The organism is Paenibacillus tritici (genome assembly GCF_013204885.1).
GTDB classification, from domain to species: Bacteria; Bacillota; Bacilli; order Paenibacillales; family Paenibacillaceae; genus Paenibacillus_AQ; species Paenibacillus_AQ tritici.
In genome coordinates this window covers 36,184-60,883 of sequence record NZ_JABMKX010000028.1, presented here as the reverse complement: position 1 = coordinate 60,883, position 24,700 = coordinate 36,184, and the positions used below count along the sequence as shown (strand labels likewise).

Sequence of the window (24,700 nt, the reverse complement as noted above, 5' to 3'; positions counted from 1 at the left end):
ATATTGAAGTAGACTTTTTCATGAGGTCGCCTCGTTTCGTATGTTTGTAGGGGTACAAACACTTTAACGAATCAGCGGCCTTTTTGCTACCTTATTTTGGGTAATCAACAGGCTTAGAAAATCGTATCTTAAATTGTCCACTTTCAGCTATTTGAGGAAATTAAATGGTTAAACGACACTTACTCCAGCCCACTCTTCCTGTTACGGCAGATATGCAGAGAATTAAGTGTACTTTTTCCACCTGCTGTTTCATATAGCGCCCTTCATCAACCAGCAAGTGGAGAAAATCCAACTGCTATTTCTATTCGCTGACGGGTCTCCTCTCCGCCAGCACAAGCAAGCCTCTCCCAGACAGCCCAAAGAACCATCCCTTCCCCTGAAAGGCGAAGATGGTTCTTTGCTGCCTGCTATCCCAGCCCTACTTCCTCTCCGCATCCGCCTGAATCCGCAGCTCTCCGCCATCTGCCGCATCCTCCACCTGCACGATAATCGCGCCGTTCTTGCCGTTACGGGCCCAGCCGGTTCTTCCCTCATTCAGCTGCTCCAGGGAGATCTCCGTCAGACCCTCCACCGCAGCAACGGTGAAGAACGGGTAACAGAGCGCGAACCGCAGCTTCTCTCTGCGCGGCTTGTAATGATGCACCCCGTAGGCCCACTTCAGCTCCAGCACTCCGTCCCCGCCCTCGGCCTGCACGGCAATCTCCGTATACTGGCCCTGACGATAGCCGAAGCTATGGCCGTCATCTTCATACAGCTTGAAGGCTGCGGAGAACCCGGTAGACGCTTCCGCCCCGTAGAGATGGAAGATGACCATCTCCTCCGTGTCCTCCAGCGCATACTGTCTCAACGGGCCTTCGGCTACGAAGCTGCCGGCCTTCACGTACATCGGCATAATGTGCAGCGGCGCAGCCGCCAGAATATGACGGCCGCCTTCATGGATCTCCCCGTCCCAATAATCAAGCCAGCAGCCTTCCGGCAGGTAGACTGAGCGGTGATCCGTATCCGGGCGGTAGACGGGGGCGATCAGCACATTGTCGCCCAGCAGGAACTGGTCGCACAGGTTGGTCACATGCGGGTCACGCGGATATTCAAGCACTAACGGACGGATGACCGGCAGCCCGCTCACTTCCGCTTCATGAAACAGATTATACAAATGCGGCATCCAGCGGTACCTGAGTCCGATGAATTCGCGCAGAATCCCTTCCACCTCTTCCCCGAAGGACCACGGCTCCTGGCGCAGCGTTCCGATGGAGGAATGATTACGGCAATAAGGGAAAAACACACCCATCTGCGTCCAGCGCACCAAGAGCTGTGCCGAGGTATGGTGAGCGAATCCGCCGATATCCGGTCCGGCGAAGGCCAGCCCCGACAGCCCCATGTTCAGCACCATCGGCATAGCCATCGCCATATGCTCCCAGAAGCTGCGGTTATCTCCGGTCCACACGGCCGCATACCGCTGGATGCCCGCATACCCGGCCCTGGTCAGCACAAAAGGCCGTTCGCCCCCCATATGCTCAGCCAGGCCCTCATAGGTGGCTTTGGACATCATCATCCCGTACAGGTTATGGTATTCCTCATGGGTAACCGGCCGCCCGTTGTTGAAATGCATCACATCGAGGTCCATCGTCTTGGTCTCATTGAAGACCGCAGGCTCGTTCATATCGTTCCAGATGCCCTCAATCCCGAGATCGGTGTAGTATTGATGCAGATCCCCCCACCACTCGGCCGTCCGGCTGTCGCTGAAGTCGGGAAAGGCGCTGATGCCCGGCCACACCTCCCCGAAGAAAATCTCGCCCTCCAGGCGGCGGCAGAAATGCTTCTCCAGCACACCTTGCTTATACACCTCGTATTTCGGGTCTTTTTTGACGCCGGGATCAACAATGGGTACAATCCGCACCCCCAGCTCCCGAAGCTCCGAGATCATGGTCTGCGGATCAGGGAAGTTGACGGGGTCGAAGGTGAACACGCGGTACTCATCCATATAGTGAATATCCAGATAAATGACATCACACGGGATATTCTTCTCGCGGAAGGTACGGGCAAGCTGCAGCACCTCCTGCTGATTCATGTAACTGTAGCGCGACTGGTGGTAACCGATCGCCCATTTCGGAGGAAGCGCGATCCGGCCGGTAAGTGTGGTATATCTTCGGACAACATCCTTCATCTCCGGACCATTAATGAAATAAATGTCGTAATCCCCTGTCGAGCAGCCAATGGTAAAAGCGACGCCATGCGAACGCATGTCGAAATCGCTCCGGCCCGTGTTATCCAGAAACAGCCCGTAGGAGAGGTCGCCGTGCATGTGAATAATCAGCGGAATCGACTCATAGAGCGCTTCAATCTCCGGCAGATGCGGGGCGAACACATCGGTATTCCAGTTCGTATAACGCTCCCCGCGCTTATCCAGGAAGCTTGATTTCTCACCCAGTCCATAGAAATGCGAGTCCGGCTGCATATCATACTCCGCATGACTTGCCCCGCGGGGATTCCAGCTCGCCAGATTCTGCTGCATAATCACCTTGCCGGAGGTGTTCTCCACACGGAGCAGGAACGAGGTCTTCTCAATAACCAGCCGGATGGCACTGGTGGTGAAGATGAGCTGCTCTGCAGTCTCCTCCACCGGGAACAGATGCGGGATACAACACTCCTTCAGCACCGCCTCCGAGGTGGTCAGATCCGGCACCTGGCCATGGAAGACTTTCATCCGGAACATATCGTCGCTCAAAAAGAGAAAGACCAACCCGGCGCATTCCCCGCGGACAATATAGACATTCTCAGAACGCTCCCAGGATACGACGCTGCCCGGCGTATTCCAGGTCTCCTTCATCACCAGCGGTCCCATCTTCTCCGGGCGTATCGCCTCACTGCTCTCCATGTTTCTTATCCCCCTTCGCTATCGCTAATGGCTCTTCATGACTACATATTACCCCGGGGCTCAGGAATACTATCCGCAAATCTTATGACCTGTTGGTCATTTTTTCGCCGAAATAGTCTTAATTACTGCCAATGCGGGTATATTCAATATAGACCAGGCTTAAGAACGCATTACAATAATGAAGTTGGGGGAGTGATCCTATGACTAGAACTAATCCTTATAAGTGGGGAAATCTGCTGCTATTCCTCGGTGTGATTGCCGTCAATACCCTCTCGGTGACCCTGCCGCTCGGAGGGAACAGCACCGGTGAGATTTCGGACAGGTATCACACCGATCTCACCCCGGCCGGATATGCTTTTTCTATCTGGTCCCTGATCTATCTGCTGCTGGCCGGGTTCATTATTTATCAGTTCCGCAGCGATACCGGAGGCAGGGACTCTGTACAGCGGATAGGCATCTGGTTCATGCTGAGCTGTATTTTCAATATGGGCTGGCTGCTGCTCTGGCATTACCTGTATATCGAGCTGTCCCTGGTCGTCATGCTGCTTTTGCTGATCTCCCTGATTGTCATCTACCGCCGCACCCGCAGTATTGCAGATCCAACTACAGGCGAGACATGGCTGGTTAAGCTGCCCTTCAGCATTTACCTCGGCTGGATCTCTGTAGCCACCATCGTCAATGTCAGCGTCGTGCTGGTGAAGAACAACTGGGACGGCTTCGGACTCAGCGCCTCGCTATGGGCTGTCATCATGCTCTGCGTCGGCACCGTACTGGCAGTTCTGGTCAGCTATCCGTACCGGGACAGCATCTATCCGCTCGTCTTCGTCTGGGCGTATATCGCCATTGCGCTCGAACACAAGGATACAGAATCTATATTCTTCACCGGGCTGATTGCCGCCGGACTTCTCCTGCTCTACAGCATCTGGCTGCTGCTCACCCCGCGCCGTACCAGAAGCAGTTACTAATCTTGAGCATTTATCAAGCAGAAACGGCTTCGCCGTCCTCTTAAAGGACGGCGTTCGTTTCAGCGAGAAATAGAAGGATAAGTTATCGTGTGCAACATATAATTTCTTATAGTTGAATATTTGAACAAAAAATCCCCCGCACTCGAACTTCAGGTGCGGGGGATTTCGCTATGCCGGATGAATCCGGCCTGAATCTTATTTCTTGCGTGCTACCGCTTCGATCTCAACGAGCGCATCCTTGGGCAGACGGGCAACCTCGACGGCACTGCGGGCCGGGTAAGGCTCTTTAAAGAAGGTGCTGTACACCTCGTTGACCGCCGCGAAGTCGTTCATGTCCTTCAGATACACAGTGGTCTTGACCACATGATCAAGCGTGGCTCCAGCCTCTTCCAGAATAGCCTTCACATTGCTGAGTGACTGGCGTGCCTGCTCCTGCACACTGCCGGGCAGCACCGCTGTCTCCGGGTCCATTCCGAGCTGGCCTGAGGTGTAGACCCAGTTGCCGGCAATAATTGCCTGGCTGTAGGGGCCGATTGCCCCCGGGGCTTTGTTTGTAGCTACCTGTTTTTTACTCATATCTGACTCCTCCTGCCTGCTGTACGCGGCCTGTGGACCGCATGTACATTCTAATGGTATGTCTAATTGTAAGTCCTGAGGTCTGTGTATTGCAAACCCTGGTTGTCACCTTAATGCTTGCCGATCACATGAATGACTTCATTGGTATAGATATGAACGCCGCCTGTATCGGCGAGAGCAATATTCATCATCGCCCGGGCGACCCTGGCAGCCGGAATCGCCCGGTACTTCGCCGCTTGGCCGACCATGGCGAAATCCAGCCCCTTCATCAGCACGGCAGCCACACGTTCACCCAGCCGGAATTCCTCCCGGTCACCGAGCAGCAGGGAGGGCCGGAACAGATGCAGACCGTGGAATCCGGCGGCAATCAGGCCTTCCTCGATCCGCCCCTTGGTGCGGCTGTAGAAGCTTCTCGATTTGGTGCTGGCGCCCATAGAGGACACCGCGAGGAACTGCTTCACATTCTGGGCTCTGGCCAGCGCCGCAGCGGCAAGCGGATACTCCAGATCCACCCGCTCGAACTGCTTCTGTGAGCCTGCCTGCTTAATTGTCGTCCCCAGACAGCAGAACACTGCATAGACGCCAGAGAATTGCCCGCTATATTGCTCCAGCCGGTCCCAATCGACCTGGATTTGTCTCAGCTTAGGGTGCGTAAGCGCAAGCGGGCGGCGGACCAGTACACGAACCTCATCCCATTTCCCCTCGCTTAGCAGATCCTCTGTCAGCGCACGGCCAACCAGACCAGTAGCTCCCAGTACCAGCGCAATTCTTGTCACCGGATCGCCTCCTTATATTCCTCCCGCAATTCTATTCATCCCGCAGAATACGGCGTCCCAGCAGCAAGGCCAAGGTAATCATAAGCATACCTACTACAAGCTGCATACCGTAGATCTGCATCCAGCCGGGCCAATCCTTAATCCATTCGTAGATACGGCCCCCCAGCAGCGGACCGAAGAAGGCCGCAAGACCGGTGAGCGCCGCATACATAGCCATATACATCGGCCGTTCCCGCTTCGGCGTATCCCCGATAATGAAGTTGAAGGCGAGCTGGTTGAAGCCGCCCACACCCACGCCAAAAACAATATGAGCCGCGAACAATACCGGCAGCATCGGCAGCACGGACAACAGACCCCACATCAGGGAAGAGACCGCGATAATCGGCAATGTCCAGAGCAGCAGCTTCTTGTTGCTGTGCCTTGCATTCAGGTTCCCCCATATATAGAAGCTGCCCATCATGAACACCGTCTGCGAGACATTCAGCAAAGACAGCTTCTCGTAATTGATATGCAGGAGCTGCAGCATGACATAGGAATACAGCGGCACGGTCAGATTCTGCAGCAGCAGCCACGCGGACAGGAACAGCGTAGACTTCATGAACAGCCTGTCCTGAAGCGGCTTCCTGAGCATCGGCAGGAAGTCTTTCTCTTCAGATTTCTCGAACGGCACATCAGGGTAGAAGAAGAACACCACGATATTAGAGACGGAGAAAATCCATACGACAATATATAAAATAAGGAACCCGTGTCCGCCCGGATAACGGTCCAGAATAATCCCGCCCCCGTACATCACCAGGCTTCCCAGCGCGTTCAGAAACGTATTGCGGATGCCGAAATAACGGCCTCTGACCCGTGCAGGCACCAGATCACTGATGACCGAGTTCCACAGCACACCGCCAGCGGTGTTGGCAATGAAGGCAATGGTATACATAACGATGAAGGCGGTAACCCAGTGCTCTTGCGGAAAAACAAACGGGACCAGCCCCGTAGACCCCCAGAGCAGTCTATGCAGGCCGATGAAAGTAACCATCGCCCACTTGCGGCTCGGCAGCTTCTGGATCAGGAACGCTACACCAATCTGTGCGACATTCACCAGCGTAGTGAGCGCCAGAACGAACCCGATCTGACTGGAGCTGGCACCCAGGTATAACAGAAAGCCTGTAAGAAACTGGCCTTGCAGCAGCACCTGGAATATAGTGGACGGTATCCCCTCAAAGGTTGCGATCTGCAGATTCTTGCGGTGTACAGAGGCCTTGCGCAGATCCTTGGGACGGTTCCGCAGCGGCCTGCTTCTCATGATGTTCATGGGGTGGTGACTCTCCTTTGATGCGGCTTTTGCTTCATTCTACTCCGCACCAGATTCCTGTCAATACACCGAAATCACAAATAAAGTTGGAGCCGCCGGTTTATACCGAAACCCCTGAATCCAGCGGCAAATGTAGGGCAAATACACTTCCCTGGCCTTCCCGGCTATGCAAGGTGATGAAGCCCCCGAGCAGCCTGGCCAGATCGTTGCTGATGGATAAGCCCAGCCCCGTACCGCCGTACTTGCGGCTGACATTCGTATCCGCCTGTTCAAAGGCTTCAAAGATCAGATCATGCTTCTCCGGAGGAATACCAATCCCGGTATCCTGCACCTCAAAGGCAATCCACCTCCGTGAAGCAGGCCCCTCCTGCCGTTCCACCACGCAGATATTCATGGAGACGCTGCCGGCCATTGTGAACTTGAAGGCATTCGAGAGCAGATTGCGGAGGATTTGCTGTACCCGCTGGGGATCTGTGTGTATCACCGCCGGGACCTCTTCATCCATGGAGACGCTGAAGGTAAGCTGCTTCTGTTTGGCTACTACGCTGAAGTGCTGAAGGAGCAGATCCGGCACCTCGCTGACATTCAAGTCCTCCATAATGACATCCAGCTTCCCGGCCTCCACCTTGGACAGATCCAGAATATCGTTGATCAGCGACAGCAGGTCTTCACCCGAGCGGTGAATAATCCCGCCGTATTCGGACAGCTCCTCCACACTCCGTGATTCATCGCTTTCTTCAATTAATTGGGACAGGTTGATGATGCTGTTCAGCGGCGTTCTTAATTCATGAGACATATTAGCCAGGAATTCGGACTTGAACTGGGAGGCGAGCATCAGCTGCTTGGCTCTCTCCTCCAGCACGATTTTATTCTTATGCAGCTCCTCCGTCTGTTCAGATAACAGCTCATTGGCTCTTACAATCTGTCCGGTACGCATCAGATCCAGATGGAAGTCGCGGATGATCAGCGCAAACAGGGCACTTAGAACCAGGCCTGCGGGAAAGGTAACCGGCATAATTTTCATTATGTATTCCTGTGCGGGAATGACCCCAAATACAGCGATGTTCAGCACATTCACTACATTTACAACCAGGATCGTAATCAGTCCCTTATACATCATCGAGGCAGCCGAACGCTGTACCCAGAGGCTCAGACCGGCACATATGAAGCCCAGGATTGATAAGTTCAGCACTCCTACCAGCGCCGCTTCAGTAACTCCGAAGGTCAGCCTGGTCAGCCCGGTCAAGACACCGATAATAATCAGAACCAGCGGCTGCGGGTAGGCCAGTGTCGAGATAATCAGCGGCACAAACCGCAGGTCAAAAATCACATGCTCATCCAGCCGGTAGCCGAAAAAGGTGCTGATCCAACCGGCGAAGATCGCAAGCAGGACCCAGCTCACTTTTTTCACAGGCTCAGAAGCATAGGTTACGGTATATTTGTATATTAAATTTGCCAGATAGGACAGTGTGATCAGTAAGGCGGTATTCACAAAAAAGATTTTGACATATTCCATGGCTTCACTCCTGCAGCGAAAATAAGATAACACCGATATCATTTATAGTATCATATATAGAGGAATGAAAACATGAAGCCACGGAGCTATTGCATATGTATATGTTATGTATATGTATGGGATAGTCTTCGACATGCCGGCAGACAGAAGAAGAGCGCAAATCACTGGGATTTACGCTCTTCCTGTAGGGCAGGAGTCCGGGGTGTCCGGCCCTGCCACGCCTTTTGCTTCTCTTCTATTTAGCTGCGGTGGGACTGCTCCCATTTATGGTATTCCGCTTCGGCTTCATCCTTGGAATGGCCGTAACGTTCCTGCAGTTTGCCTACCAGCTTGTCTTTTTCACCGTCAATAACATCCAGATCGTCGTCCGTCAGCTTGCCCCATTGCTTCTTGGCCTCACCTTTGAACTGCAGCCACTTGCCTTTGATTACATTGTTATCCATTACAAGATCATCTCCTTAGTTGTCTGATTATAGTCTGGCAGATGCTTATAATTCTTAGTGAACTATTACCCTCATGACTTTTCCCTGAATCGTGTGACCGGGAGCAGGCCTTCCGATAGCCAGACCCCTATCCCGAGCAACGGATGCACAAAAAGTCATACTTTGTCACATAATAGTCTTTTAAAACAGCTATTCAACTCTTTTCAAATTTGATATAATTCAGAGGTAAATTTATTTATCATTTAAGTGATTATTTTCACATGTGTATTGCCCGGCTTGTGCTAAAATGCCATCGAACAACAAACGTGATGATTAAATTTTTTCTTATTGTCTGCCGATATATGTCGTATGCCTGCTACAATAAGGGACTTAAGACCGAGTTGAGTGTGACATTCATCATTTATAAAGTGATTTTTATCACTTCCATAGCTATTAAAATGTTTTACATTTTAATATATATATTTTAAACTATTTTCTTGGAGGTCATATCAAAATGAAAAAAGCTTCTGTAATCTTGTCGAGCGCCCTGGTACTTGGCACCTTGCTTGCAGGCTGCGGCAACAACAACTCGGGCAATGCTGCTCCAACTACCGCACCTGCTGCTGCAACCACTGCTCCTGCCGCTGAGGCAACTGCTGCTCCTGCAGCTGAGACAGGCAAATACCAGGACGGAACTTACTACGGAACAGTGGATGCTGACCCGGAAACCGGCTGGCAGACATTCACATTGTTGACTGTAGAAGGCGGCAAAATCACCAAAGCTGACTGGAATGCTTTCAATGTAAAAAAAGCTGGCGATTTGAAGAAAAAAGTGTCCGAAGACGGCAACTACGGTTTGGTTAAAATCGGCGGTGCGAAGTCCGAATGGCATGAACAGGCAGCTAAAGCTGAAGCTTTCCTGATTGAAAAACAAGATCCTGCAGCCCTTACAGTAGATGCTGAAGGCAAAACAGATGCGATCTCCGGCGTATCCGTACACGTTAGTGATTTCGTTGGCGCTGCACAGGCTGCACTTGCTGCCGGTCCTGCTGAAGCTGGTCAATACAAAGACGGCGGATATACTGCAGAAGGCGAAATGGATGCGAAATCCGGCTGGAAGTCCACTGTAGCTCTTACTGTGGCTAACGGTAATGTTGTCGCTGTTAATTTCAGCGGTGTGAATGCTGCAGGCGATGATAAGAAACAATATTCTGTAGACGGCAAATACGGAATGAAAGCCGGCGGTGCTGCTGCTGAATGGCACGAAGAAATTGCACTGGCCGAGAAGTATTTCCTTGAGAATAAAGGCGTAGCTCCTACCCTGGATGCTGAAGGCAAAACAGATGCTATCTCCGGCGTATCTATCCACGTTGGTGAATATTTCACACTTGCACAAAAAGCGCTCGAAGGCGCGAAATAATTATTCGCTACCTTTTGCAGCTAATCAGATGAATGAGGTGAGTTTCTCTTGAAGAAAATAGTCATTTTGGGCGGCGGCTACGGCGGCGTACTCACGGCTAAGAAACTGGCAAAGAAATTTAAGAACGACAAAGATGTAGAAATTAAACTGATCGACCGAAATCCATACCACACTCTTTTGACTGAGCTGCATGAGGTTTCTGCGAATCGCGCACCAGAGGATTCGATCAAAATTGACTTGAAGAAAATTTTTGCCGGCCTGAAGGTAGATGTTGTTCTGGACGAAATCAGCAACATTGATTTCAAGAACAAGAAGCTGAAGTCCGACAAAGCCACCTATGCTTACGATTACCTGGTAATCGGCACAGGAAGCAAGCCAACCTTCTTCGGAATCCCGGGAGCTGAAGAGAACACCTTCTCCTTCTGGTCTTATGATGATGCAGTGGCCCTGAAGCGTCAGATCCGCGACATGTACACCAAAGCTGCGAAGGAAAAGAATGCGGCAGTCCGCCGTTCCATGCTGACCTTCGTAATCATCGGTGCCGGCTTCACCGGCGTCGAGCTCGTAGGTGAAATGGCTGAGCAACGCGAGGAGCTGTGCAAGGAATTCTTCATTGATCCTTCTGAAGTAAGACTGATTGTGGCTGATATGGCGCCGAAGATTCTGCCGATCCTTCCGGAGAAGCTGATCCAGAAAGCCGAAGCCCGCCTGCGCAAGATGAATGTAGAAATTGTTACAGGCGCCAAAATCACCGAAGTAGGCACAGGTTCTGTAGCCCTCGGCGAGAAAAACATCGTGGATGCTCAGACGATCGTCTGGACAGCCGGTGTTGAAGGCTCCGAAATCGTTGGCAGTCTTGATGTTCAACAGCAAGGCCGCAAACGTATTGTTACCAATGAACACCTTGAGAGTGTTGACCATAAGAACGTATACGTTGTAGGGGATAACATCTTCTTCATCCCTGAAGGCGAAGAGCGTCCTGTTCCACAAATGGTTGAGAATGCTGAACAGGCGGCTCCGGTTATCGCGGGCAATATTACTGCCGATATCAAAGGTACGCCCAAAAAAGCATACAAACCAGGATTCCACGGCACCATGGTTTCGATCGGCAGCCGCTACGGTGTAGCGAACGTTGGTCTTCCGGGCAAGTTCTTCATGCTGACCGGCTTCATGGCTATGTTGTCCAAACATTTCATCAATATGTTCTATCTGTCCCAGGTTGTAGGCTTCAACAAAGTCTGGACTTACATGATGCACGAGTTCTTCCATGTTGAGAACCGCAAGAGCTTCGTGGGCGGATACTTCTCCAAGCGCTCGCCGAACTTCTGGCTCGTCCCTCTCCGTATGCTTCTGGGGGGAATGTGGTTATATGAAGGTATAGAAAAGATCCGCAAGATCTGGGTCGATCCGAATAAGATTTTCCTGATTCCTGCTGCTCCTTATGCAGACGCCACTTCAGCTGCCAGTGTAGCTGTTGATGCCGTCAAAACAACCGTAGATGCCCAATCTGCCGCTTCCGCAGTATCCACTGCCAAAGAAGCTGTATCGGCTCTCCCGGTTCCAGGCTTCATTTACGATATTTCCAACTGGTTCATGGATCTTATGTTCTACAACCCGGATGGTTCTTACACCTTCCTGGCGAAATGGTTCCAAATCGGCATGGTATGTGCCGAAATTCTCTTCGGTGTTATGCTGATCGTTGGTTTGTTCACAGCAATCTCTGCCCTGGCTACTATAGGAATGGCAGTCATGATCTGGACTACCAAGATGGCAGCAACAGAAATGCTCTGGTATGTTGCGGCAGCTATTGCCTGCATCGGCGGCTCCGGCAGCGTGTTCGGTCTGGACTACTATGTTCTTCCTTGGCTCAAGAAGCAGTGGAAGAAGATCCCACTCGTCCGGCGCTGGTATCTGTATACCGACTGAGGAAACGGGTATCTTGTGTATAAGAAGTAACTTTATTAATAACAGCGGCGTATGCTCATGCTGCGCTGCTGCAAGCTGAATAGGATATTCTTAAGAGTAATGTGTCCCTAGGACACATTACTCTCCTTGTTTAACAAGGTGAAAGTACAGTTGTGTGCGGATTTTCAACAAAATGGTTTTGTAGGGATAATCAGGGCTATGGTTGCTTCCGGCAAAACCGACAGAAGGAGAGAAGCTTGTGAACCAAAAACTCATGGAAGATACGTTCCGGTTGCTTCAGGCTGAAATGTCCCAGATCGCCGGAATTCAGTTGTCTCTCTCTCCGGCAGAATGCGAGCAGTTGCTCTCGGTAGTGGAACGCCATGATCTGGAATATGACCGCAAAGTCCATTTGCTAGGTATTTATACCATTCTTACCGTGGCCGCACAGCGCCATATGGAATGTGTCCCACATCATCCTGACCTGACCCGCAACATTTTGGATGGAGATTATCTATACAGCTTCTATTTGCAGTTTGCAGTGAAATGCCGGGAGCTGGATCTGGTGGCGTATATGGCACCCTCGATCAAAAAAATGCAGATAGCACGTTCAAATGGAGAGTTCACGGAACATAATCCGGCCCGGGAGTTTGATGAATTCCTCATTCAGGAGCGCAGACAACGAAGCCGTACCAGCAAAGCCATTTGACAGGTGGGAACACAAACGATGAAGCTGCATGAATCCTTGAATATTGACCTGAATGAAATTAACCATGAAATTAAGAATCTGGTGACCCGCGATAAGGATGTGCCCAAGAAATCGCAGCTGGCGCAGAGTATTCTCGAGCTGACAGGCTCCGGCGGCAAGCGCCTTCGCCCGCTGATGGTCATTGTAGGGAGCCGCTTCGGGCGTAAGCCTGCCGGGCGCAGAACACTGCAATTATCGGCTGCGGCTGAATTTATCCACGTTGCCTCATTGATTCATGATGATATTATTGACAACGCCGAGCTGCGGCGGGGCGAGCCTGCACTGCACACCAAGACCGGCATTCAATCTGCTGTGCATATCGGCAATTATATGTCCGCCCGCGTAATTGAGCTGCTTAGCAAGTATTCGGGGGATAAGGACCGTTATGTTCACGACCTGTCCTCTGTGGCCACGGCCCAGCTATGCCTGGGTGAATATCAGCAAATGGAGCATGTCTTCGACTATGACCTTACGCTGGAGCAATATCTGGAGAAGTCCCGTAACAAAACAGCTCTGCTCATGGCTACCTGTCTGAAGGTAGGCGCTCTATCGGCAGAGAGCACCGATGAGATCGCCCAGCTCCTCTACGATTTCGGTGAGGCGCTGGGGATGTCATTCCAGATTCAGGATGACATTCTTGACTTCACTCAATCGGCGGATGTGTTGGGCAAGCCGGCTGGCAGTGATCTGCGCCAGGGGCAGGTTACCTTGCCTGTACTTATTGCTCTGAAGGACGCCGAGCTTGCTCCGGTCATCCGCAGGATAGGCCCAGCCTCTTCTGCTGGGGATGTAGCGCATGTGTTGGAGCTGATCAAAGGCAGCGATGCCCTGGCCCGCTCTGAGGCCGTCAGCCAGGACTATCTGGCCCAGGCTGATGCCATCGTGCAGCAGCTCTCCAGCTTCCCGGCGCACGCCGATCTGGAGACCCTGCTGCGATACTTCGCCGGCCGCGACCACTGAGCCGCCGGGCTGAGGGGGTTACGGGCAGCGATACTACGGCCAGAGATAATAGGCCAGCGATACACTGCCCTGCGCTGAGGCCGTCAGTGGGGCTGCCTGGCTCAGTCTGCTGCTGCCGCCATCGTGAAGCCATTCTCCAGCTTCCGTGCAAAGGTCTGTGCAGCTTCATTGGTTCAGTTAACTAACCCTGCTGTATCATGATGCTGCACGCATGACGCTGCTGTATTAGTGCATACAGGTACGCTCCACACTGCTGTATTAGCGCATACGGTACACTCCATCCTCCACGTTATATGTATTCACACATTTTAAGTAAACGAGCCTGAGTAGGGCTCGTTTTTTTGTTCCCTGAACTTATTTACCTCATTGGCCGACTAACTGTATTTCCTACAACTAAAGTCGTCCATAACTATGCAGCAATTGTTATAACTGCACTCTGTACACCTATTTAGGCTGGAATGCCCACAAAAGCTACTTTTCAGCATTTTTAGTTGTACAGAATGCATGTATCATACGAAATCTGCCTTCTGGCCGCCTTTTAGTTGTACGAAATACACTTATCCGCTCACATCGCCACTCATATCGCATCTACCCACTATATAAGCGAACGCAGCGCAGCGAACGTGAGTGAGTTTACAATAAAGTAGCTATTTTACTGAGTTTTTCCGTTCCTTGAATGTATTCTGTACATTAGAATTCGCATAATCTCGAGCTACAACCCATTCTATTGCATTTCATACAGTTGATTTCAGAACTTCGGCCCAAAATACCCTCTTCGAGCAAATTCTACTGCACAGAATACAATAGATGTGCTTTTCGGGGGAATTACACCAGCTTCTACTGCACAAAGTGAAATAGCTTAAACTTTAGTTGGTGGTAGCCCCGCTAAACAAGCGAACGTGAGTATGTTTAGCAATGGGGGGTCGGGATCAGGTCGCTCTGGGGTTGGGGTTGGGGTTGGGGTTGGGGTTGGGGTTGGGGTTGGGGTTGGGGTTGGGGTTGGGGTTGGGGTTGGGGGTTGCTCGTAGTTTGCATTTGCCCCGCTTTTGGGTTTGCTTTTGGGTTTGCTTTTGGATTTACTCTTGAGGAGTCGCCCTTTAGGGGCGCTCTTAAGGTCTGCCCTTGCTCGAAGCCATGAAGAAAAGCGCGAAGCCTAAGCTTATCGCGCTTTTTGCCGCCCGCCCCGCTGGGCAGGCCTGTTGTCTTTTTTTGAAGTTAATCTTGCCTGGGGGGGGGTTAGGACGGAACGGAGAGGAATTTTGGAACTGGAGGAGCGTCAGCGTTCGCCTTTAACTTCGGATTCCTACCGCGGCCTGCGGTTCTAATCAGGGAATCCGAAGTTAACAGCGACCGGAAGTCCAAACATTCCGCGCAGTGCAGCTTCCCAACCTCCTTCCCCCCACCACCTAATTAACGTAAAAATAATCAATCAGCGTACACAGCAATATCACCATACTGATCACCTGATTCAAATTATAAGAAGCCACCTTCATCATCTTGCGGTTAGCAGGCTTAATAATCTTGTGTTCCGTCATGAGCAGGACGGTGGCCAGCCCGATGCCGACCAGATACATCCAGCCCAGATCACGCCAGAGGTACAGGAACAGCAGCAGCATAATCATAATGAAATGCAGCCCCTTGGAGATCCGTAGCGCATTCTCCAGACCGAAGAAGCTCGGAATGGACCATAGACCGTTTTTCCGGTCAAACTCAATGTCCTGGGTCCCGTAGATGATGTCGAAGCCGGCAATCCAGAGCATCACCACGGTTCCGATCACGAATGGGGTGAAGGCGATGTTCCCCGTGACTGCAAACCAGGCGCCGATAGGGGCCGAAGCAATCACAAACCCCAGGTACAGATGGCTGAGGAAGGTGAAGCGCTTCGTATAGGAGTAGGATGAGATCAGGACGATAGCTACCGGCGACAGCAGCAGGCAGAGCAGGTTCAGCATCCCGGAAGCCACAATAAACAGCGCATAGTTAATGATGATGAACAGGATGACTTCCTTCTCGGCGAGCAGACGCTGCGGCAGATGCCGGTGGGCGGTACGCGGATTGTTGCCGTCAAAGGTGCGGTCCACCAGACGGTTGAAGGCATTGGCTCCGTTGCGTGCACCGATGAGTGCAATCAGTCCCCATAACATCATATGGCCCGAAGGCCAGCCTCCTGCCGCCCACACCATCGAGATGATGGCAAAAGGGAGCGAAAAAAGCGTATGGGAGAACATCACAAGCTCGCTGAACATTTTCAATTTAAGTGCCGTATGCTTAAAAGCATTAATGAGTACCATAATGTTATGCCTCTTTCTTCAGTGGATCGCTTGCAGCACTTCGTTCAGGGCAGCAAGCATGGCGTCGATATTCTCAGCAGTCACAACGAGCGGCGGCTGGAAGGCGAGCACGTTGCGGCCTATGCCGTTTTTGCCGATCAGGTATCCGCGGTCCTTCATCTCTTCCAGCACATGGTCTGTCCGCACAGCAGCATCCTCTGTCTCTGAGCCGGCCAGCTCGGCACCCAGCATGAATCCGGTTCCCCGTACATCGGTGATCACAGCCGGATAACGCTCATGAAGCAGCAGCAGACCCGCCTTCAGCCGTCCGCCCAGCTCAGCCGCACGCTCCGGCAGCCGCTCATCACGGATATAATCCAGCACAGCCAGCGCCGTAGCCGCAGAGACAGGGTTCCCTCCGAACGTCGAGGCCGAAGGCTTATTAAGCGAAGCCGCAATCTCATCCGTAGTGGAAAATGCAGCGACAGGCACTCCGTTACCCAGCGCTTTCGCCATGCTGATAATGTCCGGAACTATGCCATAATGCTCCATCGCAAACATAGCTCCGGTACGGCCATAGCCGGTCTGAATCTCATCGTCGATCAGCAGGATGCCATACGGCTCAAGCAGCGCCTTCACCTCACGGAAATAAGACAGTGCAGGCATAATCATCCCGCCATTCCCCTGAATCGGCTCCACGATCATCGCGGCGATGGTATCCCCCTTCTCGGCGAGAACAGCCTTCAGACTCTCGATCGACTGCGCAGCGGCCTCCTCCAGCGTCATCTCCGGATGATACGGGCGCTGAATGAACGTCACATCTTCATCCAGATAGGCATCGGTTCTCCACATTTGCAGACCGGTCACGCTCATGGTGAGATTGGTCCGGCCATGCAGGCCCGCTTCCAGGGCAATGAAGCCTTTGCGTCCGGTGTGCATCCGGGCCAGCAGCAACGCCCCTTCATTCGCCTCCGAGCCGCTGTTGACGAAGAACGTCCGGCGCAGAGCGCCCGGCAGCAGACCCTCCAGGCGTTCCGCCAGCTCTACATTCGGCTGAGTCAGATAGACCGTTGAGGTGTGCTGCAGCTGTTGTAGCTGCTCTATCGTGCGGGAAGTAATCGCCGGATTACAGTGACCGCAGGCGACAACCGATACCCCGGCGAAGAAATCCGTATATTCTTTACCGTTCTCGTCGTAGACGTATTGCATACTGCCGCGTACCAATTGCGGAGCATCCCGGTAAAAATGTGCGGTACACGGGTAGAAGTACTGCTTTCTTTTGGCGGCTACCGCTTCTCTTCCAATGATATTGCTCTGTTCCATGAAGGTTCCCTCGCTTTCCATTGCCGGTCATCCAAGATGCGAATCCACAAATCGGATACTCTCTACTAATTAATTCATAGGTTTGTGAAAAAAATAACTTATAATTGCACAATATGACCTTATTATAACCTGTCACCGCATTATTTTAAAATTGAATTATGTTCAGTTAAATTGCAGTGAGCCCAGGGTGTATCCCGCATATAACGGCTTCAGTCCGCCCAGCAGATCATCCTCCAGCTTCGTTCCGTGAATCGCCGCCTGGTAAGCAGCAATGATCGTACGCAGCTCTTCCGTGCTGTATGTGGCCCCTTCAATACGGAAGCTGGCAATACCCAGTCCCATCATCTCCCCAAGCATCGGCAGATAACACAGCTCTTTGGCAAACAGCAGGTGGCAGCGGCCGTATTGGTCACGGTAGACCGGGTTCTCGCCCTTATCCGTTTTGAGCACCAGCACACTATTGCGGACAAACTGGTTGTCTTCTTCCCCGATCGGCTCCATCACCTCGGTGTTCTCATACAGATCATGCTCCATATACATCAGCGCCGGCGTTCCGTGCACCACAACCTCCAGCGGCAGCTCACTGCGCGAGGTGAAGGAGGCGAAATGCTCCAGAGTCATCTCCGGTGAGACCGTAAGCTTCGTAAGTCCGAGTCCGGCATACAATCCGGCAGACAAGTGGTTGTACACATTCAAGCTGGCATCGCCAATCATCGGATAACCGGTTCCGCGGTAGCGGCGGATCGCGCCCAGGTTGGTAATCATCAGGCCGTCAATCGGCAGCCTCTCCCCGTTCAGCAAATGATCATATTGGTCAAAATGCAGCTCCGTCATCATGCGCGGCATGCCCAGATACAGCTTGGTCAGGCCTTTTATTGCTCCAAGCTCCTTAATATCCTGCTTCGTAAAAGGACGGTCCGGCTCAAACACATCACCCGGCAGATACAAGCTATCTACCCCCATCTCCAGGACGAGACGCGCCTGCTGCATATTATTCACGCGCACGGCCAGCTCAGGCTTGATCTGCTTACTGCGCTTATCTTCAGCCAGACGCTTGCGCAGCTCCATTACCCGTTCCCCGGACAGCTCACGTTCTGCAGTCGGCGTACTGAACACTTTGCCGGTGCTATAGAACTTGCCTGTCCCTTCATAGCGGCGGTTAATATTGGTCAACCCCGGTCTGCCAAAAGCATAAGCGGTCGAGAAATCACGTTTGCGGTTGTTGTACAGCTCTTTGGAATCCAAGGTACGGTCAAAGCCCAGCGGATCATCAATATAACGGTCAATCGCATCGCCGTAGCTGTTGGACAGCATCACCATGAATTCTTTATCGCGCATCCGGCCTTCGATTTTGAAGGAGGTAATGCCCGATTCGATCAGCTCCGGAAGATGCTCATACATGAACATATCCTTCACCGCCAGCGGATATTCCGCAGGGAAGATGTAGCCGTCACGCTTGATCCGGTAATCCCAGCGGCAAGGCTTCATGCATTTGCCCCGGTTGCTGCTCATCCCGAACACCTGGGAGCTGAAATAGCAGTTCGCCCCGTGCACCGAACACATATCACCATGGATGAAATATTCCAGCTCCATTCCGCTCTGGCGTCCAAGCAGCTTCGCTGTCTGCAGATCCATCTCACGCGAGGTAACGACCCGGCTGACGCCAAGCTCCTTCAGTGCGTGGATCATCTCCAGATTATGCACATTCATCATAACCGAAGCGTGAACCGGAACACTCAGCTCCATCCCGCGGATCAGCTCCAGCACCGCCATATCCTGCACGATCAGCGCATCCGGACGGGCGCCGTCCAGAAACTGCAGGTACTCTCTGGCCTCTTCCACATCTTCTTCGCTGAACAGATTGTTTACGGTAACGTATACTTTTTTATCCAGCTTGTGGGCGATAGATACAGCCTCGATAATCTCCTCATGACTCAGGTTGTAGCCCTTGCGCATCATTCTCATATTCAGCACCGGACCGCCGAAATACACCGCATCACACTTCGATTCTATAACCGCCTTGAAGATCTCGAAGGTTCCCGCAGGCGCCAATAATTCAACCTCTTTACCATTAAAATAACGTGCCATTTCCGTATCCTCCTAAATGTCTTACAATAATGCTACTGCAATTCCGAGAGCAATGAACATAGCAACAAAAAGCGTATCCGCCGCGCCCCACCTGAGGCGGTGATACCGGCTGCGCGGCGCATCCATGCGGAAGCCCCGGGCTTCCATGGAATACACAAGGTCCTGGGCCCGCCGGAAAGCGCTGGCGATGACCGGAACCAGCAGCGAGACAAGCATCCGCGCCTTCTCCTTCAGGGGCAGTTCCTTCAGATCGGCGCCCCGCGAGGCCTGCGCCTTCAGGATAATCTGCGCCTCATCCAGGATCGTCGGGATGAATCTCAGCGCAATGCTGATCATCAGCGTGATCCGGTCCGGGGACAGCCCCAGCTTCTTGAACGGAGCGAGTACCCCTTCGAGTCCCTGGTTCAGCTTGCCCGGGGTCGTGGTGAAGGTCAGCAGAGCCGTGAAGGTCAGCAGGAACAACATGCGGATCACCGAAAATGCCCCGAGCCGCAAGCCCCCCTCATACAGTGAGAAGGAGCCCAGCGACCACAGCACATCCCCGCTCTTCACGGACAGTGCTTGGACGATGAAGATGAATAACATCAGATAACGCAGAGGCTTCGCAGCCTTAATGAAATATTTAAGCGGGATGCGGGTCGTCGCCATCACAAGGAGGGAGAACACTGCGAGCAGCCCCATCGCCATCCAGGAAGTAGATAGCAGGATGATAGCTACGTAGAGCAGCATCCCGGTGATTTTGGACCGGGGGTCCAGCTTATGGACCCAGGAGCCCGTATCAATGCTGCGTCCCAGCAGCAGACGCTCATTCATGGCCACTCCCCATTTCTTCCGTTCCGGCGGCATTCTTACGCTCTTCGAGCACGGCAGCGATCCGTTCCGCAAGGGCCTCTGCCGTCAGGAGCGGCTTCTCTGTGCCCAGGCCGAAGCGCGTCGAGACGGCCTGCCAGTACCGGAGAGACTGCGGAATGGTCAGTCCGCAGCGCTCCAGAATCGCCGGATCAGCGGCCAGCTCTTGGCCGCTGCCCTGGAAGGCGAGCTCGCCTCCCTTGAGCAGGGCCCAGCTGTCGGCATACGGCAGCAGCTCATCCATCCGGTGCGTCACGATGATGATCGTCCGGCCCTGCTCGCGGCACAGCCGCTCCAGCAGCGCGATCAGCTCCGCGCGGCTGACCGGGTCCAGCGTCGCTGTGGGCTCATCCAGCACAACGATGTCCGGGTCCATCGCCAGCACCGAAGCAATGGCGGCCTTGCGCATCTGCCCTCCGCTAAGGCGGAAGGGATTCCGCTCCAGCAGGGCAAGATCCAGCCCCATGTCGGTCATCGCTTTCCGTGCCCGCTCCTTGGCCTCCTCCAGCGTGAAGCCGAAGTTAAGCGGCCCGAAGCAGATATCCTTCTCCACCGTATCCTCGAACATCTGCTGCTCCGGGAATTGGAAGACCAGGCCCACCCTCCGGCGCAGCGGAAGCAGCTTCGGGGATTTCTCCCCTGCTGTTATGGTTACATCCAGCACCTGCACCGTGCCTTCCGTCGGCTTGAGGATGCCGTTGAACAGCTGGAGCAGGGTAGATTTGCCGGAGCCCGTTGCTCCGGCAATCCCCGTCAGCGACCCCTTGGCAATATTCAGATTAATCCCGTGCAGCGCCGTCTGCCTCCACATGCTGCGGTCGGCATACGTGTAGCTTACTTGCTGTAGTTGTATGGCCATAGTGTGTCTATAAGCTCCTTTTCGCTGGCGGGTACGTCCACCGTAATTCCCCGGCTCTGCAGTTCGCGGGCAAGACGCCAGGTGTAGGGCTCCCGCAAATGGCATCGTTCCAGCAGCTCAGCATCCCGGAACAGCTCCGCAGGCGATACATCCGCCGCTATGCTTCCGCCATGCAGGGCCAGCACACGGTCCGATGCCAGAATCTCATCGGCATCATGGGTAATCAGCAGAATCGTATAGCTTCCCTCTGCCTGCATATCCCGCAGAATACCCATAAGCTCGTCGCGGCTGCCTTCGTCCAACATGGAAGAGGCCTCGTCGAAGATGACGATGCCTGGCTTCATAGCAAGGATCGAGGCGATGGCTACACGCTGCTTCTGTCCGCCCGACAGCTCCCCGGGATGCTTGGACAGCAGATGGTCGATGCCGAGCTTCCCGGTATAGTAATCCAGCCGCTCCTTCATCTCTTCATAGGGCAGGCACAGGCCTTCCAGGCCGAAGAGGATGTCTTCCTCTACCGTCTGCCCGATGAACTGGTTATCGGGATTCTGAAATACCATCCCGATGCATTGCCGGATGGACTGGATTGTCTCTTCCTGCAGTGTATGTCCGCAGACAGAGATGAGGCCGGCACTCTTCGGGAGCAGCGCATTCAGAAGCTTAACCAGTGTCGATTTCCCGCAGCCGTTGGGCCCTACAATACTCAACCACTGGCCCTGCGGGATAGACACGTTGATATCATGGAGAATCGGATGCTCCGGATCATAGCCGAAGGATACTCCCTCAAGTACAATCACTGCCGGTTCCGTACCGGACTTTGTCTCTATGTTCGCTTGATTCATGTTACTCATCCTTCCGCAGCTAATGACCCGGTCCGTTCAGGAACTCTTCAAACAAGGAGATTTTGGATAACGAGTCTACCACGTACCGGACAGCGAAGCCGACAGCAATCCCCGTAACAATCCCGGTAATCAGCAGAATCGGCAGATAATAGAAGATACTGGTTGAATTGAACACGAATGAGGCCGCCAGCAGCTGGCCCGTATTGTGGGCCAGGCCGCCGGCAATGCTGACGCCGATGACACTGAATTTTTTGCGGCCCAGCTTCACCAGCGCGTACATAACGATGAAGCTGAACAGTGAGCCGAACAGGCTGAACAGCAGGCTGGACAGCGTCCCGAGCAGGAAGGCGGTCAGCAGCGTCTTCAGGATAACCAGTACAAACACATCGCGTGCGCGCAAAAAGTAAATGCAGGTCAAAATCATAATATTGGCAAAGCCCAGCTTCGCCCCGGGCATCAGTCCCACTCCTGCGAGCGGGATCTGCGCCTCCACAATACTCAGCACCACGGCAACCGCGGCAAATATGGCAATAATGACGGTCCGCTTCAGCGCTGTGGCCGATTCACTACTGGACATAGGCATCTACTTCATCCTCCCCGGCCGCACTTGCGATCTCCACTAACACCCGGTGCGGAAGGCAGACAATGGTCTGCTTGGGCAGAGTGATGAATCCGAAGCCAAGGCACACCTTATCGGGGCAATCCGCATCGAACATCTCAACCCCGTAATCATACACCTTCAGAATGTTATAGCCCCGCTCCGTACGGACTTCAATAGTCTGCTCTTCTTTGGTAAGTGTTATCGTTTTGAATAACTTTCCATCTACTGTTATATTGGCCGTGAGTTCCTTGCCCGGCCCACCCTTATCTGCATCATTAGACAGCCATCTCGGCACCAGAAAAGCGAGCGCAGCAATCAGAACAATAGAAATCAGCAGCACATCTGCGCGTTTCATAGAAATCTCCCTTATTTTTTAATTAAAATCCAGACTTAATAATTATAACGGTCCGTCTTCAATCCTTCAATGAATGTGGTCGTTAATTGTCGTATTTCAACGGCAGTTCACAAAATAGGCACGGGAAAGCGAAGCGAACCTCCATAAACTGGATAGCGGCCGCTTTGCTGACAACCCATTTATTAAGATTACCGCTGTCCCGGCACCTTTATCCTATTTAAGCGGGATAACCGTCTTTGCGGGATTCCGGCTTCCGTCCGAAGTAAGCAAGGAATAATCCGGCGAATTCAGGGTCCCATTGACTGCCCCTGCCCTGCTCCAGTATGCTCAGCGCCCGTTCATGATCCATCCCTTTACGGTAAGGCCGGTCGGACGTCATCGCATCATATGCATCCGCCACAGCGATAATCCGGCCGTGCAACGGAATATTCGTACCGGCAAGACCGTCCGGGTAGCCCCGGCCGTCATAACGCTCATGGTGAGAGCGGACCCCGCCCAGATAGGGTGCCATCTTCTCTGCCGGTTCAATCTGCCGCAGAATATTCTCCCCCAGCATAGTATGACTCTGAATCTGGAGGAATTCCTCATCCGTAAGGGCTTCTTCCTTGAACAGGATACTGTCTCTCACCCCGATCTTGCCAATATCATGCAGCAGGGCAGACTTCCGCAGATCATCAAGTTCCTGACCCCTCAGTCCGGCCAGCTGTCCAATAATAACCGAATACTCAGCTACCCGGAGCGAGTGTCCGGCCGTATAAGAGTCCCGGGCATCCAGTGCCACTGCGAGGGTGGAGAAGTAGCTGTCCAGCAGCTGCCGGCTCTGTTGCTCCCGGGCCTGCAGCCCGCGGACCATCATATTGAAGCCTGCTACCAGCTTGGAGAATTCATCAGAATACTCATCCTGCACCTGAACAAGGTGTCCGTCCTTCACCTGGTTCATCGCTTGATACAGCTCATTAATCGGATGCTGAACACTTTTGGTGAGCAGCCATGCCGCGATGGAGGAGAACAACGTACCGATCAGCAGCACCATCCCCGCCCAGGCCCAGTAGCTCTGAAGTCCGACTACGACTATAGAATCCCCATCGCCGTTCAGGCGGATGTGTGTGGCCATAATAAACAGAAACAGCGGGAAGGTGCCGATCAGCATACAGCTGACCAGAAATTTGGGACGAATGGGCACAAACACATGGCCCTCCAGGGAAAAATCCACGCCATACCGCTCCAGTGCAAGGTTTCTGAATTCTTTGATCAGCGGAATAATGGCGGTGCAGGTCAGGAAGAATTCAATCAGCGCGTGCATACATGCTACAAGCACCGCACAACAGGTAGCCAGCACCAGATAGACATACGGGAACGTAACCCAGCCATTGTAAATCATCCAGAACGTCAGGAGGAGCGCCGGCAGAGATAATCCGAGCAGATGCGGCCCCATAATCCGCTGAATGGCCCGTTTGGGCAGCTGGTGCGTATGCAGATAGGCTTCTTCGAGCATGGATAGTGTAATGTTCTCTTCATACAATGCGGTCCTTATGGGCCTGATCTGTTTAAGAAAGACAGTAATCTCTATAGCTGCCATGATCATAAAGGAAACAACAAGCACAAGCAGCAGTCGCAAAAACTCCACGCGGCTGATCTCCAGGGAAGATAACATAAGCAAACTCCCTACTGCCAGCACAGCTACTGTAGAGCCGAATATATAGTTCCGGATCTGATTCCTCAAAAAGCTTCTGTATAGTCTCATCTGTCCCCTCATTTCCGTCCCGGTCTCAGCCCAATATTCATTTGCATTTATATAAAGTCCATGCTATAATAAAATAATATTTGTTTTCGAGTATGTTTATCCCCATCAAGAAGATGTCAGGCCGATGAATCACTTGTCTATATTATCGGCGGTTTGGACACAATATCTTACGTTTTCTTGCAGTACTTATCCCTTTTATGAGATTAAATTCGAACATAGCATTCCGATTCACACTGGCGCGGCCACGGAGCCGCAAGGACAAAAGAGAGGTAGGGCTTTTGTCGTATTGGAAGGATTATT

General features: G+C 52.7%; 20 protein-coding genes. 5 read left to right on the top strand and 15 right to left on the bottom strand.

Annotated elements, in window-relative coordinates:
• Positions 1-418 precede the first annotated feature (418 nt).
• Positions 419-2,875, bottom strand: a complete 2,457-nt coding sequence (locus tag HQN87_RS30520; protein WP_173140849.1) for a glycoside hydrolase family 31 protein — start codon at positions 2,873-2,875, stop codon at positions 419-421.
• Between the two features lie 200 nt (positions 2,876-3,075).
• Here HQN87_RS30520 and HQN87_RS30515 point away from each other — a divergent pair, with 200 nt between their 5' ends.
• Positions 3,076-3,840: a TspO-related membrane protein gene (locus HQN87_RS30515; protein WP_173140847.1), complete on the top strand. Its 765-nt coding sequence runs from the start codon at positions 3,076-3,078 to the stop codon at positions 3,838-3,840.
• A 195-nt stretch (positions 3,841-4,035) separates the two neighbouring features.
• Here the strand turns inward: HQN87_RS30515 and HQN87_RS30510 are convergent, their stop codons facing one another.
• From HQN87_RS30510 to HQN87_RS30490, 5 genes are all read right to left on the bottom strand, one after another.
• On the bottom strand, positions 4,036-4,416 hold the full coding sequence (locus HQN87_RS30510) for a RidA family protein (RefSeq protein WP_173140845.1): 381 nt from the start codon (positions 4,414-4,416) through the stop codon (positions 4,036-4,038).
• Positions 4,417-4,526: 110 nt separating this feature from the next.
• Positions 4,527-5,192 carry an oxidoreductase gene (locus HQN87_RS30505; RefSeq protein WP_173140843.1) on the bottom strand — a complete coding sequence of 222 codons (666 nt, stop codon included), beginning with the start codon at positions 5,190-5,192 and terminating at the stop codon, positions 4,527-4,529.
• Between the two features lie 31 nt (positions 5,193-5,223).
• Positions 5,224-6,498, bottom strand: coding sequence for an MFS transporter (locus tag HQN87_RS30500; protein ID WP_173140841.1), 1,275 nt, complete (start codon positions 6,496-6,498; stop codon positions 5,224-5,226).
• A gap of 100 nt (positions 6,499-6,598) precedes the next feature.
• Entirely contained in the window at positions 6,599-8,014 is a 1,416-nt protein-coding gene (locus HQN87_RS30495) for an ATP-binding protein (RefSeq protein WP_173140839.1), read from the bottom strand.
• A gap of 239 nt (positions 8,015-8,253) precedes the next feature.
• Positions 8,254-8,457, bottom strand: coding sequence for a CsbD family protein (locus tag HQN87_RS30490; protein WP_173140837.1), 204 nt, complete (start codon positions 8,455-8,457; stop codon positions 8,254-8,256).
• Positions 8,458-8,950: 493 nt separating this feature from the next.
• Here HQN87_RS30490 and HQN87_RS30485 point away from each other — a divergent pair, with 493 nt between their 5' ends.
• The 4 genes from HQN87_RS30485 (at position 8,951) to HQN87_RS30470 (ending at position 13,469) form a co-directional block, all read left to right on the top strand.
• A complete protein-coding gene (locus HQN87_RS30485) occupies positions 8,951-9,856 on the top strand; it encodes an FMN-binding protein (protein ID WP_173140835.1) in 906 nt (301 codons plus the stop codon).
• Between the two features lie 48 nt (positions 9,857-9,904).
• The gene (locus HQN87_RS30480) at positions 9,905-11,782 is read left to right on the top strand and encodes an FAD-dependent oxidoreductase (RefSeq protein ID WP_173140833.1); all 1,878 of its coding nucleotides are present in this window, start codon (positions 9,905-9,907) and stop codon (positions 11,780-11,782) included.
• Between the two features lie 238 nt (positions 11,783-12,020).
• Positions 12,021-12,470 carry a hypothetical protein gene (locus HQN87_RS30475; RefSeq protein WP_173140831.1) on the top strand — a complete coding sequence of 150 codons (450 nt, stop codon included), beginning with the start codon at positions 12,021-12,023 and terminating at the stop codon, positions 12,468-12,470.
• Positions 12,471-12,488: 18 nt separating this feature from the next.
• Positions 12,489-13,469, top strand: coding sequence for a polyprenyl synthetase family protein (locus HQN87_RS30470; protein WP_173140829.1), 981 nt, complete (start codon positions 12,489-12,491; stop codon positions 13,467-13,469).
• A gap of 1,406 nt (positions 13,470-14,875) precedes the next feature.
• On the opposite strand, the gene HQN87_RS30465 is transcribed toward HQN87_RS30470, so the two are convergent.
• The 9 genes from HQN87_RS30465 to HQN87_RS30425 all read right to left on the bottom strand — a co-directional run bounded on the left by HQN87_RS30465 (position 14,876) and on the right by HQN87_RS30425 (position 24,400).
• The gene (locus HQN87_RS30465; RefSeq protein ID WP_173140827.1) at positions 14,876-15,760 is read right to left on the bottom strand and encodes a UbiA-like polyprenyltransferase; all 885 of its coding nucleotides are present in this window, start codon (positions 15,758-15,760) and stop codon (positions 14,876-14,878) included.
• An 18-nt stretch (positions 15,761-15,778) separates the two neighbouring features.
• A complete protein-coding gene (locus tag HQN87_RS30460; protein ID WP_436836499.1) occupies positions 15,779-17,083 on the bottom strand; it encodes an aspartate aminotransferase family protein in 1,305 nt (434 codons plus the stop codon).
• A 141-nt stretch (positions 17,084-17,224) separates the two neighbouring features.
• On the bottom strand, positions 17,225-19,150 hold the full coding sequence (locus HQN87_RS30455) for a peptidase U32 family protein (protein WP_173140825.1): 1,926 nt from the start codon (positions 19,148-19,150) through the stop codon (positions 17,225-17,227).
• 21 nt (positions 19,151-19,171) lie between these two features.
• Positions 19,172-19,996: an energy-coupling factor transporter transmembrane component T family protein gene (locus HQN87_RS30450; protein ID WP_367272839.1), complete on the bottom strand. Its 825-nt coding sequence runs from the start codon at positions 19,994-19,996 to the stop codon at positions 19,172-19,174.
• The gene (locus HQN87_RS30445; RefSeq protein ID WP_173140823.1) at positions 19,956-20,858 is read right to left on the bottom strand and encodes an energy-coupling factor transporter ATPase; all 903 of its coding nucleotides are present in this window, start codon (positions 20,856-20,858) and stop codon (positions 19,956-19,958) included. Before HQN87_RS30445 ends, HQN87_RS30450 begins: the two co-directional genes overlap by 41 nt.
• Positions 20,834-21,700 carry an ATP-binding cassette domain-containing protein gene (locus HQN87_RS30440; RefSeq protein WP_173140821.1) on the bottom strand — a complete coding sequence of 289 codons (867 nt, stop codon included), beginning with the start codon at positions 21,698-21,700 and terminating at the stop codon, positions 20,834-20,836. The genes HQN87_RS30445 and HQN87_RS30440 overlap by 25 nt, the downstream gene beginning before the upstream one ends.
• Positions 21,701-21,719: 19 nt before the next feature.
• Complete coding sequence (locus HQN87_RS30435; RefSeq protein WP_173140819.1) at positions 21,720-22,283, bottom strand: Gx transporter family protein; 564 nt, start codon at positions 22,281-22,283, stop codon at positions 21,720-21,722.
• Positions 22,267-22,656 carry a NusG domain II-containing protein gene (locus HQN87_RS30430; protein ID WP_173140817.1) on the bottom strand — a complete coding sequence of 130 codons (390 nt, stop codon included), beginning with the start codon at positions 22,654-22,656 and terminating at the stop codon, positions 22,267-22,269. The genes HQN87_RS30435 and HQN87_RS30430 overlap by 17 nt, the downstream gene beginning before the upstream one ends.
• A 217-nt stretch (positions 22,657-22,873) precedes the next feature.
• Entirely contained in the window at positions 22,874-24,400 is a 1,527-nt protein-coding gene (locus HQN87_RS30425; RefSeq protein ID WP_173140815.1) for an HD-GYP domain-containing protein, read from the bottom strand.
• Positions 24,401-24,700: the final 300 nt, after the last annotated feature.